The 15,235-nt window shown below is 59.2% G+C and carries 16 protein-coding genes; 1 reads left to right on the forward strand and 15 read right to left on the reverse strand.

Annotation, left to right across the window (positions count from 1 at the left end):
• Positions 1-8 precede the first annotated feature (8 nt).
• Complete coding sequence (locus U5782_RS15830) at positions 9-605, reverse strand: 2-hydroxychromene-2-carboxylate isomerase (protein WP_322044789.1); 597 nt, start codon at positions 603-605, stop codon at positions 9-11.
• Between the two features lie 53 nt (positions 606-658).
• On the reverse strand, positions 659-1,387 hold the full coding sequence (locus tag U5782_RS15835) for an SDR family oxidoreductase (RefSeq protein ID WP_322044790.1): 729 nt from the start codon (positions 1,385-1,387) through the stop codon (positions 659-661).
• Positions 1,388-1,587: 200 nt separating this feature from the next.
• Between U5782_RS15835 and U5782_RS15840 the strand changes: the two genes are divergently transcribed.
• Positions 1,588-2,157, forward strand: a complete 570-nt coding sequence (locus tag U5782_RS15840; protein ID WP_322044791.1) for a TetR/AcrR family transcriptional regulator — start codon at positions 1,588-1,590, stop codon at positions 2,155-2,157.
• Between the two features lie 302 nt (positions 2,158-2,459).
• Here the strand turns inward: U5782_RS15840 and U5782_RS15845 are convergent, their stop codons facing one another.
• From U5782_RS15845 to U5782_RS15905, 13 genes are all read right to left on the reverse strand, one after another.
• Complete coding sequence (locus U5782_RS15845; RefSeq protein ID WP_322044792.1) at positions 2,460-3,215, reverse strand: SDR family oxidoreductase; 756 nt, start codon at positions 3,213-3,215, stop codon at positions 2,460-2,462.
• 91 nt (positions 3,216-3,306) lie between these two features.
• Complete coding sequence (locus tag U5782_RS15850; protein ID WP_322044793.1) at positions 3,307-4,365, reverse strand: alkene reductase; 1,059 nt, start codon at positions 4,363-4,365, stop codon at positions 3,307-3,309.
• Positions 4,366-4,527: 162 nt separating this feature from the next.
• Complete coding sequence (locus tag U5782_RS15855; RefSeq protein ID WP_322044794.1) at positions 4,528-5,664, reverse strand: thiolase family protein; 1,137 nt, start codon at positions 5,662-5,664, stop codon at positions 4,528-4,530.
• Positions 5,665-5,807: 143 nt separating this feature from the next.
• Positions 5,808-6,191: a tautomerase family protein gene (locus tag U5782_RS15860; RefSeq protein WP_322044795.1), complete on the reverse strand. Its 384-nt coding sequence runs from the start codon at positions 6,189-6,191 to the stop codon at positions 5,808-5,810.
• 148 nt (positions 6,192-6,339) lie between these two features.
• Positions 6,340-6,963: a GNAT family N-acetyltransferase gene (locus tag U5782_RS41645; RefSeq protein WP_415914334.1), complete on the reverse strand. Its 624-nt coding sequence runs from the start codon at positions 6,961-6,963 to the stop codon at positions 6,340-6,342.
• A 282-nt stretch (positions 6,964-7,245) separates the two neighbouring features.
• Positions 7,246-7,683, reverse strand: a complete 438-nt coding sequence (locus tag U5782_RS15870; protein WP_322044797.1) for a MarR family winged helix-turn-helix transcriptional regulator — start codon at positions 7,681-7,683, stop codon at positions 7,246-7,248.
• A gap of 195 nt (positions 7,684-7,878) precedes the next feature.
• Entirely contained in the window at positions 7,879-9,438 is a 1,560-nt protein-coding gene (locus U5782_RS15875; RefSeq protein ID WP_322044798.1) for a DHA2 family efflux MFS transporter permease subunit, read from the reverse strand.
• 70 nt (positions 9,439-9,508) lie between these two features.
• Complete coding sequence (locus tag U5782_RS15880) at positions 9,509-10,669, reverse strand: HlyD family efflux transporter periplasmic adaptor subunit (protein ID WP_322044799.1); 1,161 nt, start codon at positions 10,667-10,669, stop codon at positions 9,509-9,511.
• A gap of 70 nt (positions 10,670-10,739) precedes the next feature.
• On the reverse strand, positions 10,740-12,245 hold the full coding sequence (locus U5782_RS15885) for an efflux transporter outer membrane subunit (protein ID WP_322044800.1): 1,506 nt from the start codon (positions 12,243-12,245) through the stop codon (positions 10,740-10,742).
• 643 nt (positions 12,246-12,888) lie between these two features.
• Positions 12,889-13,326 carry a MarR family winged helix-turn-helix transcriptional regulator gene (locus tag U5782_RS15890; RefSeq protein WP_322044801.1) on the reverse strand — a complete coding sequence of 146 codons (438 nt, stop codon included), beginning with the start codon at positions 13,324-13,326 and terminating at the stop codon, positions 12,889-12,891.
• 197 nt (positions 13,327-13,523) lie between these two features.
• Positions 13,524-14,249, reverse strand: coding sequence for a GGDEF domain-containing protein (locus tag U5782_RS15895; RefSeq protein WP_322044802.1), 726 nt, complete (start codon positions 14,247-14,249; stop codon positions 13,524-13,526).
• Between the two features lie 14 nt (positions 14,250-14,263).
• Positions 14,264-14,650, reverse strand: coding sequence for a DUF1987 domain-containing protein (locus tag U5782_RS15900; protein ID WP_322044803.1), 387 nt, complete (start codon positions 14,648-14,650; stop codon positions 14,264-14,266).
• A 19-nt stretch (positions 14,651-14,669) separates the two neighbouring features.
• Positions 14,670-15,230, reverse strand: a complete 561-nt coding sequence (locus U5782_RS15905; RefSeq protein WP_322044804.1) for a SiaB family protein kinase — start codon at positions 15,228-15,230, stop codon at positions 14,670-14,672.
• Positions 15,231-15,235 lie beyond the last annotated feature (5 nt).

The raw sequence follows: 15,235 nt of genomic DNA on the forward strand, positions 1-15,235 counted from the left end.
ATTGACAGTTAGTCCAGCTGTAGCGCGTCGCGAATAAAGGTCATCCGATCCTGACCGAAGAACATTTCGTCGCCGACAAACATGGTGGGCGCTCCGAACAACCCTCGCGCGATGGCCGCATCCGTATCGGCTTTCAGCTTTTCCTTCACCTCCGGGTCCTGGACGATCTGGACGATGAGTTGCGGGTCGATGTCGCCGGCTCGCAGCACGGATTGCAGTGTTTCCATGTCGCCGAGATTCTGCGGCGTCTCCCACATCGCGCGGAAAATGACCTCGACGTAGCGCTCAAACAATGCGCTGTCGCGCATCTGCGTGCCGGTCGCGCCGCGCATGAGCGTGAGCGTGTTGATCGGGAAAAACGGATTGTGCTGGTAACGCACACCGTAACTCCTCGCGAACCGGGCAAGATCCTGCTGCATCCATGCGCCCTTCGCCGGGATCATCGCGGGCGACATGTTGTTGGTTGCCTTGTGAATCGCACCGAGTAGAACGGGTTTCATCACGAGCGCCGCCTCGTATTCGGCGGCAATCCTCGGCAATTGGGTCCACGCAAGGTAAGCCGTGGGACTGCCAAAGTCGAAGTAAAAATCAATCTGTTTCGGCATAGTTATTCCGTTGAGTCGATCGTCGTTTTGCTTCGCATACCTTATCTTTCCTCTCACCACGTCTCGCGCCAGGGACGCAGATCCATTTCATGCGTCCATGCGTCGCGGGGCTGTTGGTGAAGCAACCAATAGTTGTCAGCGATATGCTCGGGATTGAGGATGCCGTCGTCGCTCTTCGTTGCGTAACGCTCCGGGAAATTTTCACGAATGAAGTCGGTGTCGATCGCGCCATCGACCACGATATGCGCAACATGAACGTTCTTCGAGCCCAACTCGCGCGCCATGCTCTGAGCGAGCGCGCGCAAGGCATGCTTTGCTCCCGCGAACGCCGCGAAATTCGCGGCTCCTCGCACAGCGGCCGTCGCGCCCGTGAAAATGATCGTGCCACGTCCGCGCGTGACCATACGTCTGGCTACTTCGCGTCCGTACAAAAACCCGCTGAAACAGGCCATCTCCCAGATCTTGAAGTACTTGCGCGCGGTTTCCTCGAGGATGCTGCATGGCACGTTCGCGCCAATGTTGAACACCATCACCTCGATTGGCCCGATCTCCCGCTCGATGCGCGAGACCACTTCCATGACGTCTTCTTCCTTGCGCGCATCGGAGCCAAACCCGACCGCTACGCCGCCTTCGGCTTCGATCTGCTTGATCAAGGGTTCGAGCTTGTCCGCTTGCCGTCGGACGACACACGCAACCATGCCTTCGCGCGCGAAACGCCGTGCAATCGCGCCTCCTGTCGCATCGCCCGCACCAATCACCAGCGCTGCGGGACGGGGTTTCATCGTCTCACTTTCCACTTTCATCTCCTATTAATTAACGACCGTTCATTTATAGGCCGCAAGCCTGCTTCGGCCTAGTCGTCGATAACCCTGGTACGGTGCCTGGATCCTCATCGACTGACGACGTCAGGCTTGAACCGCGAGCCACGGCCCGCTATGCTGGGCAAATAGAACAGTCAACGAAAATCTGGGCACACTCGACCATGCGCTATTCCAGTACTCACAAGGAAGAAACCCGCCAGAAACTGATGGCCAGCAGCCGGGCGATTGCCAAGCAAGGCGGCTTCGCGACAACGGGTATCGACGCGCTGATGTCCTCGATCGGACTGACGGGCAGCGCTTTCTACAATCACTTCCCTACCAAGCAGGCACTGTTCGAAGCCCTGATCTCCGAAGAGCTCGAAAAGAGCACGGAAATGCTGGCAGGCAACGCGTCTTCACCGCAGGACCACGTTGCACGCTGCCTGCGCAGCTACCTGAGTTCCGCGCATGCCCTGCACCCCGAACAAGGCTGTGTCTTGCCAACGCTCGGCGCGGAGATCTCACGTGCCGAGCCGGAAGTTCGCGAGGCCGTCGAACGGGCACTCAAACGCACCCAGAAAAGCTGGAGCGGCCGCACGGGAGACCCGGACGCCGCATGGGCGCTCATCGCCCAATGCGTGGGCGCGCTGATGCTCGCCCGCACCGTGGAGTCCGAACGAACCCGCAAGGAGATTCTGGCCGCCAGCCGCCGCTTTCTTGCGAAAGCCCTGGCGATGGAGTCCCTGCGCTAAAACCCGGACACCGCTGATAAGCAACCTCAACCACCCCGGTCATCGCTCCCAGCAACTCTTTAATGAACGACCGTTCGTTAACACAAATTACGCCACCACCTGACGAGTGTCAAGGATGGCGACGGGCTAGATCAGGCGTCCCCAGGGTTATCCACGAGTGCGAGAAAAGCATCGACTAAGGGGCTCTCGCTCAAGCCATTCAGAATTTATTTTAGTTGGCGTGGCATTCTGAAAATGCGGCTCCAGCGGTTGTTGAGCGTTGCGCACCGTTGCGCGCGCAACGCCCGGTCAGGAGAGCAGCGTTAAGCCGTATTGCCGCCGTCAACGCTGATATTCTGGCCGTTGATGTAGTGCCCAGCGTTAGAGACGAGCAGGAGCGCGAGACCCGCCACGTCTTCCGGCTCGGCGATGCGTCCCATCGGAATGGTTGAAACCACCATCTTCTCGCGTGCCGGGTCCGCCCACAGCATGCGGGAGAAGTCGGTGCGCACCGCCCCCGGGTTGATCGAGTTGACATTGATATTCGACGGGCCGAGTTCGATCGCCAGATTGCGAACCATCTGGTCAATGGCGGCTTTCGACATGCCATAAAGTCCGAGCACGCCGGTGCCACGCTTGGCCGCGCGGCTCGACATGAATACGATCGAGCCATATTTTCGCTCGATCATCTGCGGCGCCAGCGCCAGAACGAGCGCCAGGCTGCCTCGCACGCCGTCTCTCATCGTCCTTTCGAAGTCCTCGGCCGTCTGACCCAGCATCGAACCCGCGGGTGGATTGCCGGCCGCGTTGAGCACCAGAGCGTCGACACGTCCAAATGCGTTGAGCGCATCGGTCGCAAAACGCTGCACGCTCGCCGGGTCCGTAATATCACATGCAAGCGGCACGATTTCGACGCCGCTTTCCTGACGCAACTGGGCCGCCACGGCGTCGGCCGTCTCCTGGCTGCGCCCGGAGATGACGAGCTTCGCGCCCGCCGAACCCAGCGCTCGCGCAATCGCCAGACCCATACCTTTTGTCGATGCCGTGACGACGGCAACCTTGCCACTGAGATCAAACATATTGCTCACCTTCTTTACTCGTTGAGAGATCCACAATCATCCACGCGTTGCAAACAGGCACTCACAACCCGGGCGCATTCACCCCTATCGGTCAGCCAGTCAAAGCCGGATAGTCCGTGTAGCCCACGCCGTCCGTGCCGTAAATCGTGCCGGCGTTCAGCGGATTAAACGAGGCTTGAGCCTGCAAGCGTTCGACGAGGTCCGGGTTGGCGATATACAGCTTGCCGAACGACACGGCATCAGCTTCCCCCTCGGCGATGAGCCGTTCAGCCGATTCTGGCGTGAGGCCGTCATTCGCAATGAACGCCCCCTTGAAGCGCGCTCTCACGACAGGGGTGATCCGGCGAGCCACATCCAGCGATTCGCGCCCGAAGATGAAAGCCAACTGGCGCTGATCCAGTTGCTCCGCCACATAGCCGAACAGCGCGACCGGATCGGAATCGGCCATCGAATAGGAACTCGACATCAGGTTCAGATGCACGCCGACGCGCTCCGCGGGCCACACCGTGAGCACGGCGTCGACCGCTTCCAGAAGGAAACGGGCGCGATTTTCAATGGAGCCGCCATAGCGATCATCGCGCTTGTTCGAGCCGTCGTGGAGAAACTGATCGAACAGGTAACCGTTCGCCGCGTGCAGTTCTACCCCATCGAATCCCGCACGCTTTGCGTTTTCGGCGGCGCGGCGAAAATCTTCCACGATCCCGGGAATTTCATCGGTCGCCAGTGCACGCGGGACCTCATACGCCTTGCGGGGGCTGCTCAAGGTCACGTGTCCTTCAGGCGCAATTGCGCTGGGAGCAACCGGCTGCGCGCCATCCAGATAGATGGGGTCTGACACACGGCCAACGTGCCACAGTTGCATGACGATCTTGCTGCCGGCATCGTGGACAGCCTCGACCACCTTCGTCCAGGCGCGGACCTGTTTCTCCGACCAGATCCCCGGTGTATTCGGGTAACCCACGCCTTGTTTCGTTACGGAAGTCGCTTCAGTCAGGATCAGTCCGGCGCTTGCGCGCTGAACATAATATTGCGCATTCAAGGCGCCGGGCGCTCGCTGATCGACAGCGCGCATACGCGTGAGCGGCGCCATGACGATGCGATTGCGCAGTTCCAGCGCACCGAGTTTGATAGGGTCGAACAAAGTAGGCATCACGTCTTCCAGACCAGATAGGGTAAATCAGGGACAAACTGTGTTGAGACTGACTCTCGACGATCTCGCTGCCGGGCAGCTAAACATGATAGGCGTCATGTTTTAATCATGATGACTATCATGTTACAAGTCAAGCGCACTCATGCGCGCCCGTGCCTCGCGCTAGACGGCTTCGAGAATCGTCGCGATGCCCTGACCGCCGCCGATACACTGCGTCGCCAATGCAAACTGACCGCCGCCGCGTGCCAGCAGCGAAGCGGCTTTCCCAACCAGCCGCGCGCCTGTTGCACCCAGAGGATGGCCGATCGCAAGCGCGCCGCCGTCGATGTTCGTACGCTCGCTGTCCAGTCCGAGTTCCCTGACACAGGCGATCGCCTGGCTCGCGAACGCCTCGTTGATTTCGATCACATCAAGGTCCTTCGCCGACAGGCCGGCTCGGGCCATTGCCTTGCGTGCTGCCGGGATAGGCCCGATCCCCATCAACTCGGGCTGGCAGGAAGCCACCGCTGCAGAACGGAATCTGGCGAGGACGTGCAGGCCATTGCGCCGTGCGAACTCCGCGCTGCACAGCAGGAGCGCGGATGCTCCGTCGGTCAAAGGCGACGCAGTGCCAGCCGTCACGCTCCCTCCTTCGATAAAGGCGGGCTTGAGCGCGCCTAATGCGTCAAGACTGGTGCCGGGCCGTATGCACCCGTCCTTCGAAATAATGCCCTGAGGTGTCCTGATTGGCACGATTTCCTCATCCAGTCGCCCTTCTTCACGCGCGGCGGCGGCTTTCGCGTGAGACACGACGGCCAGTTGCTCCTGCGCGGCGCGATCGACCCCGAAGGCTTGTGCAACGTTTTCCGCCGTCATGCCCATCGAGATATAGGCCTGCGGATACTCGTCCAGAAGCCGGGGATTCGGCGAACGATTGAAGCCGCCCTGCGGAACTCTCGTCATGGATTCCACACCGGCGCATAGGAATGCTTCTCCGAGTCCCAGCGCAATTTGCCCTGCCGCATAGTGCACCGCAGACATCGAGGAACCGCAGAAACGATTGATCGTCACGCCCGGGACCGCGTCTCCAAATCCAGCGAGAAAGCCGACGATTCGCGCGATGTTCATACCTTGCTCGGCCTCGGGATAAGAGCATCCAACCGCGATGTCTTCGATCATCCCAGGTTGGACGCCCGTACGGGCGAGCAACGCCGAAACGACCTGTGCAGCAAGATCGTCCGGTCGAACATCAATCAAGGCGCCCTTGCGGGCAAAGTGAAACGGTGAACGCGCGTATCCGGCAACTACGATTTCGGTCAAGATAATCTCCTCGTTTTACTGTGCATGCAGGCTAAGGACCGCGGCAGGGACGATCAATGCCATCGGGAAGATCAATCTGTTGCATTCCCGGCAACCTTCCCGCTTTATGTGGCCAGTGCGGCCGCATGCAGACCCGCCTGCCGTCAAACCGCGTACTGTGCCAAGCCGTCGCCGAACGACCAGTTTTCCTTCTTGACCTCCACGAGACTGATGAACACGTCCTGCTGGCGCACCGCCAGGTCTTCATTGAGTCGCTGCGCGATCGTCTTGTAGAGCAGCTTCTTTTGCTCCGTGCTGCGGCCTTCATTCAGCGTGATCTGAATGAAGATGACGTCGTCGGTTCGTTCGATGCCCAGGTAACTCGGGTCATACACAAAGTGGCTTTTGTCGTGCTCGCTAAGGACCTGGAAGTTGTCCTGGTCGGGAACATTGATCGCGCTCTTCATCGACTGGTAAACGATTTGTCCGACCTTACGAACAAACGCTGCGTCGCTGCGCTTCTGGATGTCAATCCGAACAATCGGCATGGTTTCTCTCTATCTGGCTGGAAAATGGGGAGCGGCATAATACGGGCCGCACTCGCACTGCTGAACTATTTTCCACAGCGCGCTTTATACATGATGATCATCATATATTCAAACGTACTTGTCCGCAGCTCGCAAGTGCAGCCTCAGCTCAACGGGGGCTCGTAGAAATGGGGCAATAACCCGCGATCTTCAGTCCTGAGTGCCGGGAGCAAGTGTCAACTTCGTATAGACAGCGGCCCCGGGTTCCATACGCACGGTGAAGCCAAGACGTCTCGCCAACGCGATCATGGCGTGGTTGTCGCTGAACGTGACGCCGAATAGCCGCTTCACGCCGGTGCCTCGCAAGATCGATCAGGGCAGTCAACAACAAAGGCCCGATGCCGCTGCGTTGCCACGTGTCGGCCATGACGATGGCAAACTCGGCCTCTTCGTCGCCCGGCTCCATGCCGTAGCGCGCTACGCCGATTTGCTGCTCGCGCTCACCCGTTGATATCGTCGCAATTACGGCACCCTGGTAGCGACTGTCGAGCGTCGTCCAGCGCTCGAGTTCGGCCAGTGAGGGCGATCTCACCGACATCAACCTCATGTAGCAAGTCTGGCGCGACAGACCCGCAACGAATTCGCGAGCGAGTTCGATATCCGTTGGCCGGATAGGACGCAAACGTACCGGGAAGCCACCTCTGAGCACTTCGATGCCGCCCCCAGAATGCGTTGCATCCGGGGTATCGTCACATCCGCTCGATCCACGCTGAATTTCCGCCACACTCATCATGCTAACCTGTTCATCGACATCAACTACGGTAAGCGGATTCTAGAACTGAATCGACCGAATCAACAGGGATGAGCCGAGAATGCCTTGTTGCTTGCAGAACAAGAATCGTCGCGCCACTGGCCCGGCTTTTTATTCCGCACGAATGCACCACGTTGCGATGCATGGAACAACATCATTCGTCACTCGCCGCCGATTTGAAAATGTGTGCATATGCGAACATTATCCGGAACTCAAACGATCGGCTCAATCTTGCATGTGAAAACCAACCGCCGCCAGGTACATTCACTCCTGCTCAGCGGAAAGCTCCCGGCCGATAGCCACAAGCGACTTCGTCAACGCGAGGATCTGCCGGGCCTCGCGCTTGCCGACCTTCTGCTCGAACCGCGTCTGTACCGCTCGCCAAAGGGGTAGCGCTTTTTCCATCACCTTTCGGCCGCTCGCCGTCACGCTGACGATTCGCTCGCGTCTGTCGTCGCCCACTGCAATCCGAAGATAGTTTTCCCGTTCGAGCGGTTTCAGATTACGGGCCAGCGTGGTCCGATCCATCGCGATCAGCTCGGCGAGTTCACCCATCGATATTTCACCGGATGATGCGACTTTCACCAGTATCGAAAACTGACTGACTCGCAGCCCACTGGGCCGCAGCGCCTCATCGTATGCCGATGACAATGCCCGCGTAGCCCCTCGCAGCGACGCACAATTACACAACAAAGTTTCCACCTGAATTCCCTTACGTTGGATCCGTATCAGGAATTGAGTATACGCTCGTCGATAGGTGAATACAGGGGTGCGCTCGCTGGATTCGATTCGCTTTATCAGGGCGAAAAAAGCCAGAAAGGGGCCGCTCGCCCACGCGCACGGCCCCTTTCCTTCGTTCGTCCACTACGCTAATGGTGGCACCGATGTATCACCCGCTCAATGCGCCGCCGATGCCGCGTCGCTGCCTGCGGCCGATTTGCCAGGCCGCTTTGTAATCCAGATTAGCGGAATGATGAGGATCATGACTACCGCGGAGCCATAGAACACGTCGTTGAGTCCCATCATTGCCGCCTGCTTCTGTACAACCTGATCGAACAGCGCATACGACGCCCCCTGTCCCAGATGCAACATCGAGTGATACGCATCGAGTTGCTGATTGAACATCGGGTTGGTCGGACTGGACTGCTGGGTCAGAATCTCATGATGCATGATCGTGCGATTGTTCCAGATGACGTTCGCAATCGAGGTCCCGATGCCGCCGAAGAACATGCGGCCAAATGTCGAGAGACCGGCTGCAGCGGGCACCTTCGCAGGCGGCTGGCCCGAGAGGATGATCACCGTCAGCGGCGCAAAGAACAGCGCCATCGGAATGCCCTGGAGCAGCGTTGGCAGGATGATGTAGCCCTCGCTGAGATCCGTATAAAAGAACGAGCGCAGGTAGTACACGATAGCGAAACCGATGAACGCACAGGTGCCGATAACGCGCGCATCCGAACGCGGCAGTATCTTGCCCATGATCGGCGCTCCAATGACCGCAAAGATGCCGAGTGGCGCCGTAGCGAGGCCCGCATCGACCGCACGGTAGCCAAGGTACTCCTGCATCCATTGCGGAAGCAACACCAGCGTGCCGAAGAAAATGCCGTACACCACCGCGATCGAAATCGTCCCGCCCAGGAAATTGCGCTGCTTGAAGAGCGTGAGGTCCACCACGGGATTCTTGTCCGTCAGTTCCCAGATAACGAAGAGCACAAGTCCAACGGCCGCTGTTATGGCAAGCGCAATGATCGTGTTCGAAGAAAACCAGTCGAGATCCTTGCCCTTGTCCAGCATCACCTGCAACGCCGCGACCCAGACGATCAGCAGTGCCAATCCAATTTTATCGAGCGGGATTTTCTTGCGCGGCGTGTCCCGATTACGATAGAGCGCCCACACGCCGCCTGCCGCAAGCAGACCGACGGGGATATTGATGTAGAAAATCCAGGACCAGCTATAACTGTCGGTCACCCAACCGCCTAGCGCGGGCCCCACGATAGGCCCCGTCACGACGATCATGGAAAAGATCGAAAGCGCCAGTGCCGACTTGCTTTTGGGCCACGAGCTAAGCAGCAGCGCTTGCGACATGGGAATGAGCGGGCCGGCCACCGCCCCCTGGAAGATGCGCGCAAGGAGCAGGATAGGCAACGTAGGCGCAATGCCGCAGAGCCACGATGCAATCACGAACAGGAGAATCGAGCCAATAAAGAGGCGCACCTGGCCAAGCCGCTGCGTCAACCACCCAGTCAACGGAATGGCCACTGAGTTCGCCGCGGCGAACACCGTGATCACCCATGTGCCCTCGTCGCCCGAAACGCCCAGGTTACCTGAAATGGTGGGAATAGCGACGTTGGCGATCGATGAATCGAGCACGGTCATGAAGCCTGCCAGGCCAACGCATAGCGAGCCCAAGGCTAATGTCGCCCCCGAAAGAGGCGGATGTTCCTTTTGACTGGTGGTCATGGTAGTCCAGAATCAAGTGGCAAGAGATACGGCCTGGTGAAACTCAAGTCCGTATCCAGACATGGCAGGGTCATTCGTTCGCGGCGATGATGCGGGCGATGGCGGCGTCGGCGTCGTCGCCGTAATGGACGAAGACGTTGGTCTTATAGGAGGAACTGGAATCCGCGCCGAGTTGCGCGCCGCTCGCGTCCTTCACGTTGACATCGACATTCATCGACAGGCCGACACGCAACGGGTGCTTCTCAAGCTCCGTTTCCGGAATCTCGATCCGTACGGGCAGACGCTGTACCACCTTGATCCAGTTACCCGTCGCGTTCTGCGCCGGCAACAGCGCGAGCGCCGATCCGGTGCCAGGCGTGAAGCCAGCCACCTTGCCGTGATACACGATGGACGATCCATAGACATCCGCACTCAGGTCAACCGGCTGGCCCACACGGATATGCCGGAGTTGCCATTCCTTGAAGTTCGCGTCCACCCACACCTGATTGAGCGGCACGACCGACATCAGCGGCGCGCCAGGAGAAACACGCTGCCCAACCTGAACCGATCGCTGCGCGACATAGCCCGTCACAGGAGCGGGCAGCGTCGTGCGCGCAAAGGCCAGATAGGCGTCGCGCACCTTGGCGGCGGCCGCAAGCACATCGGGGTGCTGCCCGACCGTCGTATTCGCAGTCAATGCGAGGTTCGCGCCAAGCTTGTGCTGGGCGGCATCGAGTGCGGCTTTGGCGGAGTTGACTGCATCGCGTGCATGGGCAATGTCCTCATCCGAAACTGCGCCCGTCACACCGGTCGCAAGCCGGCGCCGCAAATCGTCTTGTGCCTTGGTCAGATCGGATTGCCGCTGCGCGATATCCGCGCGGAATTGGTCGTCGTCGGCGTAGAGGCCATGTACCCGGCGCACGGTTTGCCCCAGGTTGGCTTCCGCCTGCTGCAATGCGATGCGCGTATCCGCTGGGTCGAGCTGAACGACAGGATCGCCCGCCTTCACGATCTGGGTGTTGTCCGCATTCACCGATACGACAGTGCCCGTCACCTGGGGCGTGATCTGCACGACGTTGCCATTCACATAGGCGTCGTCGGTGTCGACGTGAAACTGTGCAATGAGTTCGTAGTACGCACCATAAGCGACTGCAGCGGCAGCAAGTGCAGTGACGAAACCCGCAAGCAGGACTTTTCGCTTTCCGCCTTTCTTTTCCTGCTCGATTTCCACGGTGGTCTGAGGTTGGTTCATCGATTTTCTCCGGCAATACCTGGCCCGCGTCACTTGCCGTGACGCATAACAATTCAAAAAAGGGAATAAATCAGTCGGCTGAATGCAGAATCTTCAGCGCGGTGTCCGGGGTACCCGCTTTTGTCGCGAGCTCCGTATTCGAAGCATCAAAGCCGCCGCCCAGCGCTTTCACCAACGCAATCTGCATGTTGCGTCGATCCATCTGTAGATTCGCCACGGACTGTTCGGCGGCCAGGCGGTTATCGTCTGCGTTGAGCACCTGGAGTTGCTGGGTCAGTCCGGCCTTGTAGCGAACCGCCGCGAGTTGATAGGCCTTCGTCTGCGCATCCAGCGCTGCTTGCGCGTCGACCAGTTGCTTGTCCGTCGAGCGGATCAGCGTCACTTGTGTCGCCACTTCCGACAATGCGTCGATGAGCGTCTTGTTGTAGTTCGCCACGTAATAATCGAAGTCGGCATAGCGGCCCTTCAATTGCGAACGCAGCGCGCCCGCGTCGAAAATGGGCAGATGAATGGCCGGACCCGCCTGGATCTGCCGGCTCGACGACGTGAGAAAGCGGCCCCAACCGAAGGCATCCAGGCCAAGCGAGGCGGACAAATTGATATCGGGGAAGAACTCCGCCTTGGCTTCCTTGATACCGTGGGTAGTCGAATCGACCTGCCAGTACGCAGCGACCAGGTCCGGCCGGCGCGAGATCAGGTCGGCGGGCAGGTTGTCCGGCAAGGTGACCGGTGCGCCCGTACCCAGTGCCGGCGCCGCGATTGCGAGTCCGCGATCGGGACCGGCACCGAGCAACGCGCCGAGCTGGTAGCGCACCGTTGTGATCTGGCCGTCCAGACTCGTCACGCTCGAACGAATCGTCGCGGTGTCGCCATTGGCGGTCTGACGCTCCACGTTCGTATCGAGACCAGCGCTCACGCGTCCATTGGTGATGTGCTCGATATCCTCGCGATCCTTCAATTCGTTTGCCGCGATATCGCGCAGTTCGTAGAGCCGTGCAAGCTGGTTATAGGTGCTGGCAACGGACGTCGCGAGCGTCACGCGCACTTCTTCCATATCGGCCTCGGCCACCTTCTGGTCCGACGTGGCTTGCCTCAACCGCTCATGGTTCTTCCCCCAGAGGTCGAGGTCCCAGGAGGCGCCGGTGAGCACCGTGTTCTCGCTGTTCCAGCTTCCGCCAATAGGTGAAGGAAATACTGTGTTCTCCGAATAGAGATTGCGCGACCAGGAGTAGCTGCCACTGACGTTCGGATAAAGCGACGACTTGGCGCTGCCGGCGTAGGCAGTTGCCTTCGCGATGCGCGCACGAGCCTCATCGATCGTCGGATTGCCGTTCAAGGCTTCATCGATTAGTTTGGGTAGCTGAGGATCGCCGAATTGCTGCGACCAGTCGAGCGACGGCCATTTTCCACCCTCTGCAGGCAGGCTTTCCTGAGTTTGAAGCGTGGTTGGCGCATCGAGCTGGTGATCGCTCTTGATCCCCGCGTAGTTGACGCAACCTGCGAAACTCAACGTAACCGCTGCCGCCAGTGGCGTCAGCCACAACCGGGTGTTCCTGATCGAGCGACGAGTATTCATCCTGGCTTCCGTATTTCGATTAAACATATCGGTCACATGCCTTTTCATGGGTTTAGGTGTATGTGCACAGATTAATGTTCTGCCAATACAGCATCAACATTGACCAAGGAACAAGTTTGTTGCAAATGGCAGATCCATCTGACCAGACCACCATTCACGCTGCGCAACAACGTGACATTCCAATCCAGCGCATGGTGGCGATTCCTGACCGGGCACGACCTATCACGCCTGCTCTCCTGAGCGATCAGGCAGGACGATTCGACACGTCACGCTGGTTTGAATCCGGGCGGCCGTCGCTGAGCAAGGTCACGCGTTTCCCGCAATGCGAACGCGTTCACTCACTACTGCATCAGGTGAGTTGCGCAGGCGGTATTCGTTCGATTTAAAGCCGTAACGCGCTGCACCAGAGGCATAGGGAATCGCTCGTTGACCGCCTGCGTAGCAGGCGCATTCGAACAAGCACTAATCCGGTGTTTGGACTGGCGATTCAGGATTGCCCCGCATCGTATTGCTCATGCGGGTCATCATCAAGCACGCTGGTGGCACCAATTTCTATCGAATCAGACAACAGTCGCGTGCATCCTTGGCTCAGCGGCGTCGGAGCGACTTCTGCCGGATTCGAATCCGGACGCTCCCGGCCAGGCTATTGCTGGACAGCGCTAGCGCGCGTAATGCGGAAAAGTTCCTGGCGTAGTCGCTCGGCTTCAGCCTCGCCGAAACGCGTTTCAAAGATGGCTTGTGCATTGCGCCAATGATCGACGGCCTCGTCGAGCTTATCGCGGCCAGTTGCGGTCATATGCAGTCTCAAGCGCCGCTTGTTTGCATACTCCGGCGATTCGGCCACGTAGCCATTGCGCTGCAAGGGTTTCAACGCGCGAACGAGCGTCGTTCTATCCATCACCAGGGTATCGGCCATCTCGAGCATGGTCAGTCCGGAAACGCGCCGCAGCGAACTGAGAATGCTGAATTGGGTTGGCGTCATGCCAACTTCAGAGAGATGCCGTTCATAAAGTCTGGAGATATGCCGGGCGGCCTGCCGAACCGCGAAGCAGTCGTCGGCGTAAAGAGGAAGGATGTCCATACCGCGAGGATATCGACGACGACCTGGCCGATCCATCCTGTTGCCGACATCAATTTGTCGCAAATTGGGAAAGCTTCCGGCAGTGGCTGACGGTCGTCCATAGGGGCGTCGATCGGCCCCCTTTTCGTTTTGTAATCGTCGTACATTCTGCCAGGCCGCGTCGTATGGCTAGCAGGAAAGTACGCTCATCGGCGGCTTCAGTCCGCCCCGGTGAATTCCACCCGGTTGCGACCGCCGCGCTTGGCCTTGTAGAGCGCAGCGTCCGCGAGTCCATACGCAGCATCGAAACTGGTCCCGGCTAGATTCGCGCTCACGCCAAAACTGCTGGTGATACTGCGGTTCACCGGCGCGTCGAACACATGGCACTCGATGGACGAGCGCATGGTCTCGGCCAGCAACAGCGCTTCGGCCAGTTCGTAGCCCGGCAGCATCACCGTGAATTCCTCGCCGCCCACACGGCCGATAATGCCCTTGGTGCCCACGATGCGCCGCAGACAATCGACGATGCCGAGAATCACCGCGTCCCCGGCAGGATGGCCGTAGTCATCGTTGACCTTCTTGAACTCGTCGATATCGAGCAGGATCATGACGGCGCAATCGGTGCGCAGCGCCTTGGTCGCACGCTCGATCACGGCGCTGCGATTGAACACATCGGTCAGGGCGTCGTGAGTCGCGCGATATTGCAGTTGCTGGGTCAGCGCGTGCATCTCGCGCTCGGCGCGGTCGCTGCGGCCGATCAGACGGCGCGTTTCGCGCATCAGGCGCTCGTAGTGGCCGATCAGTTCGCCCAGCGCCTGGCGGTAACGCTGCGCATCTGCGTTGGCATCGGCACGAATCGCGCGCGCCTTTTCCAGCGCCTCGCTCTCGCTCTGAAACAGATCCGGCGCGTCAGTCGTCGATGCGTCCGTAGAGGAAGTCGTCACCGCCATCGCTGTCCTTAAATGGTCACCGGGCAATCGGTGAACTTGATCGCCGTGAAATCGGTTTGCAGCTCTTCGCCGAACTCCTGGATCGTTTCGTCTTCCTCATCGCGATACCAATTGACCTGCACGCGGTTGCCCGCAGCGGCGGCGCGATCGAGCGCATCGAAAATGCTGAACAGCATCTTCGTGCTGGAGCTATTGAAATACGTGAGCGTCACGTCCACCGTGATGGCGACATCGACGCATTGCGCGAGCCATGCGCCCAGCCGCTCGATAATGGGCGCGTAAAAGGCGGCGGCGTTTTCCGGGTACGACTCGCCGCGCAGCGACAGCACGTTCTGGTCAAACTGGAAGTCGATTTCCGGCGAAGTCGCCGTGGCGGCAATATGAAGGTTTTCCATGACAGTGCGCGGATCTTGATCAGATGATGGTCTTCAGGCAAAACAGCGTGGTCGAGGGATCGTCCTCGCGCGGATGAAAGGCGAATTCGAGCGGGGCGCTGGCGTCGCGCGCCATCGTCAGAAAACCCATCCCCGCGCCCTTGCTTTCCGCAGGCGTTTCAGCACGCAACGAATTCTTGTAGGCCTGCTTGATTTCATCGACCGACATGCTGCGCAAGGGTTCGAGCTTCTCGCGCAGATCGTCTACGGCGGCTGTCGCGATCGGATTGACGCACACCATGAGATGATGCTCGCCGTCGCTCGTGATGCACATCGCGCCTTCGCGAATGCCACCCTGAGACTGATCCGCCGCGAGCGCTTCGGACGAGTAGTGCACGATATTCTGCGAAAGCTCGATAAACGACGAAAAGAGCTTGCGTCGCGTGGGCCCATTGACGCCGGCGATTTCAAGCTGAAGCTTCACGACCTCGCTCATCGCCGCGACGATGTTTTGGGAGAAATAGCCTTTGTGATAGAAAATCAGGTTGCGTCGCTGCGCAAGTTCCAGGAAGGCGCTGTTCTGATCCAGAAGTTCAGACATATTCA

The sequence above is a fragment of the Paraburkholderia sp. J67 genome (assembly GCF_905220265.1).
In the GTDB taxonomy this organism is placed as follows: Bacteria; Pseudomonadota; Gammaproteobacteria; order Burkholderiales; family Burkholderiaceae; genus Paraburkholderia.